Source organism: Endozoicomonas sp. ONNA1 (genome assembly GCF_024606325.1).
Classification (GTDB): Bacteria; Pseudomonadota; Gammaproteobacteria; order Pseudomonadales; family Endozoicomonadaceae; genus Endozoicomonas_A.
This window is the reverse complement of the sequence record NZ_JAHHPN010000105.1, coordinates 1-4,267: the sequence shown is the minus strand read 5'-3', so window position 1 is coordinate 4,267 and position 4,267 is coordinate 1. Positions and strand designations below refer to the sequence as shown.

At 37.7% G+C, this 4,267-nt stretch carries 2 protein-coding genes; one reads left to right on the top strand and one right to left on the bottom strand.

Going from position 1 to position 4,267, the window contains the following annotated elements; genetic code table 11:
* Positions 1 to 81: 81 nt before the first annotated feature.
* Positions 82 to 3,342: a hypothetical protein gene (locus KDK19_RS02375; RefSeq protein ID WP_257291274.1), complete on the top strand. Its 3,261-nt coding sequence runs from the start codon at positions 82 to 84 to the stop codon at positions 3,340 to 3,342.
* A gap of 215 nt (positions 3,343 to 3,557) precedes the next feature.
* Here the strand turns inward: KDK19_RS02375 and KDK19_RS02370 are convergent.
* The coding region (locus KDK19_RS02370; RefSeq protein ID WP_257291273.1) for a transposase at positions 3,558 to 4,267 on the bottom strand (710 nt) is incomplete at its 5' end.

Genomic DNA, 4,267 nt, shown 5'->3' with positions numbered 1-4,267 from the left:
ACTCATAAACTTCAAGTCTTTCTTAATAAGAAGTATCCAGATAAATTTAAATTAACTATCAATGACGACAACATGTTTGTAGTGTCTTTGGAATTTGTAGCACCCTATGGCTGGTGGAAAGATGCATTTTTTAAAATAACGCTTAATTTTGACAATATTGGCAACAAAATACCAAACGTTTTCATTAAATATGCACCTAAGGTAGCCCACCATTTTACAAATAAACTTTTCTCAACAAAGAGTTATAACTGCTTTTATGGAATCAACTTCGGTGGTTATAAATACTGCTGGTCACACAGCCCCGAAAGTGTACTCTATGGATCAGACAATTTTACCGTAGAAGAACATATTTTGAATATAATCAATTGTTTGACAGCTGACTTCGATATAAGATCAGAAGGAATTCTTTCACATGACTTGCATGCAAGAAGCCCACAGAATGTGATTACAAAAGAAATAATCGACGTAAATGAACGGGTACAAAAAATCAGCAAGTCTGTTTATGTAGAAACGGATCACATTAAGATAGAAGAAAGTGTTCGAGAAAGAATAAAGGAAGGAGAAGATCCATTTTTTGATTATTTGGTAATGGACGATGAGTCCGATGATAAAAACAATATAGAATCAATAAGTACTGATACTTTTATTCCTATCGAAATGCAACCTGAAGCTGAGATTGTAGAATTTGATTATACCTCTATAGGAACTTTTCATGATCTGACCTCTGAAGCCAGGCGAAAATCGGAATTTAAAATACCATTAAATATAGAACCCGTTGTTTATTATAAGAATGAAAAGCTGGATGAGCATAATTTTAAACAGGTTCTGAATAGGATAAGGAAAGGAAATAAAAAAGAAGGAAATATAAAAAACAAACACAAGAAAAGGCATAACATTCTTACGCTGATTGTTAAAGTCCCTGATTATGAAAGGCGAGCGTTTGAAATTGCTGCAGCCCATTCAGATAAATTTTATATTCCAAAGAAGCACTTCCAACTAGCACATTACTTGAGAGCTGACGAAAGCACAGTAGGCAAACCCATAAAATGGGAAATACACATAGTTGAAAATAAGAAATTAGCAAAAGCTAATAATATGGTTTATCAGTATAAACTCATTTTACCTCTAAAAAGACAAAGGACAACAGAACGCTATAGAGGAGGATCTCAGTATGATAATCAGGCTAATATTTGGATACCCACTGTTAGAGAAAACATGTCGGAAGTTGAAAAGAAATTCGCTTTAATGTCAATGTATGACTTATCACGCAATAAATTAAAAATTCCGAATAATCTAAAAAAAACCGCTGTTTTAAATATGGGTAATAACATTATTACCAAATCATTATTAATGCCACAGGACGATAAATGGTTACCAACTCTGAGCCACTTGGATTTATTGCTACAAAGAGTTGAAATGTCGCTCCTTATAAGCCATGAGGACTATTCAACCGCCAAAGAAAATAATGTTTTTTTTGAAAGCGTCATTGAAGGAAATATTGAAAAAAATGTTATCACGGATATGTCATTTTTTATTGGATACCTGGCTCCAAACCTGAGAGTTATATCCACTATGAGCGGTCCAGATAAGGCAGAAATTATTTATCGTATTGTTATAAATTATCTCATAGAAATATGTGTCAGAACTCTTCTAGACAACGAATTTGATGCAAGTACTGGAATAGTCAAACAACTTATTGATAAACCGGAGCAATTTAGACTGGAGGACATCTATGCTGCCAACAAAAAAGGTATTTCTGTAGCTTTTAATGTATTACAAATCACTGATTTTATTTTTACAAAAATTGTTTTTAATCCTATTAATACAGGTAATTTAGAACTTTCTTTTTATGATAATGAAGTAGAAAACCTTCACATTATTATCAAGAGCATGCGCAAAATTATTGATGATGAGAAAAATCTTATCCCATTGTTTTTGAGTCACTTGTTGCCTGTCGCGAGACATTACTCCAGCGATATGGATTTCGAAAGCAGCCAATTTTTAAATAAGTTTACGTTAAGCATTTTAGAAAAATACGGAAGTCGTACAAAAAATAGAGATGTGCAAGTTTCTCTGCAAGCGTTTCTTAAAAAAACTGAACAAAACTCGAGTTTTTTCAGCAAAGAGAAAACAGATGAATTAATCTTTTTATTTAGGAAAAACACTCCGAATCTTCTCATTAATTTTCCAAATAGACATGGTCAGTTCAGACAAACCTGTTACCATTGTGGTGAAATTTACGAAACTAAAAACCCCATAAGAGGCAAAGGACGCCGGACAAACAAAACCACTGGCGAACCGAAAGAAACGCTAGTAAGACCTTTTCACAAGGAATGCATGGAACAGGACAGATGCATCAGGAAACAAGTAGGGCAATTATATAACAAGATGAAAAAGGGATACCCCAAAAAACAATTAGTTGCTCCCGTTTCTTACTATAACCCTGTCCCCGCCGGTTTTGAGCTGATAAGAATTAATGGCGATGGTAACTGTATGTACTCGTCCATTGCAGAGATATTCAACAGGATTAAACGTTCAAGACAAGCAGGCGCATGGAACCAGCAAAAGGTAAGACAAATCATGAATTACAACCTTCGTCAAATTTATTCCATGATTGAGGATCATCCTGATCATGAAAAACTGATACAAGAGCTTGAGCTAATATTAGGGATCGATTCTGGTATGATTCCAGCCATTCTCGATAATAATATAATTACTGATTCAACCTCTTTCGCTGAATCGGAGTTAGCAAAATTGCAGCAATATGGCAGTGTGCAACTAATTGCTTTGCTAGTGCCAACACAGGGTGTATGGTTTCCGGTAATTACACAAGGTGACTACGGGTCTAATTATGAGATTTATGACCTGAATCGCTGGGTTAATTTTGCTCCTAACCTTTTGGCTATTCTGTTACAGAACCCAAATTATGCATTTCCTGATCTCTCAGAAAGTCAAAGGGAAATACTTTTACAGTTATTGCTAAACCAACATTTCGATCAAGCTGTACTCTTCGCCTCAAACCTTACAATAGCCCCTCATCAAGCTTCTCATTATCTTATTCATTACCCTGGTTCAGCGGCTCTCCTGGAACACTTTGATGCCGCAGTAAGACTTGGAACGCCCCAGAATAGAGAGGCTGATTTGTCACATACCATTCAGATACATGAGTCGTTTGAAGATCCTTCTAAAGATGGAAATAATAAAAGTAACGAGCTTGACCCCGATTCTTCAGTTTCAACCAATGATACTAAACGTGTGACATTACAGGATCGCAATCCCTTATCCCTAATGATTCAAACAAGTGCTAAAGCACTCCTAACCACGCCAGAGAATAGTATGTAAGTTAACGCCCTGTACACACGCTGTGGGAGCTGGCAAAAGGCAGTAATCGCGATTATAAAGTAGCCTCACCAGCTTCCATATATCTGGCTGCATACCTTATCAGACATTCTGTGATATGAACGCTCCCTTCGCAAAAAGTTTTATGAAACACAACCGTATGCTTAGGAGAGTTCAAAAAACCTCCCGGATTAAAGCAACTGTTCTTAGGGTAGACATTAAGCCCCACCCACAGCACAAAGACCTAATCTTGTACGCCCTGAACAACCATCTCGTGCAGGGTGTTCACGTTTCGCATTATCTGCCCAGAAGTTGAGCAGCTTCCTTGTATGTGAGAGTAGGGACTTTCCTGCATTCATAAGGGATAAAATGACATTACCAAACAGCCGGGTTCCACTTTTCATCGCCTTATGCGTCGAGATTTCTTCAATGGCTCCACTTTCATAGAGGTTCGCCTGCGCAGCATGGGCAAGATACCTTTTCAACGTCACAACCACGAAGGACATCAGAATCAGGCTAAACACCAGTGTCGCTGATTTAGTGTTAAAACGATGCCACCCTGAATAGGACTTGATCTCTTTGAAGATAAGCTCTATCTGCCATCGTAGACGATAGGCCTGAAGTACTTCACTCAGGGTGAACTCAACCCGGTTAAGGTTGGTTACAACGAATACCCATTTCAGTTTCCTGTCATTCCAGCGGACAACCAAACGATATGGCCAGGCATTGAATCCTGGCCATTCTACATCCAGGTCGAGGCATTGATCTTTAGGGAAGCCAGACAACACTTCCTTAAGTTTTTTCCCTTTGTAGCGATTGAGATTTTTGCCATCTTCCCGTACTGCGCTGAGTATCGTCGGGTTGATACTCTGTGGCGCCTTGCAGATGAAAGAACCCTCCCGGTCATCAATGGCAGCAAAGGATTCCA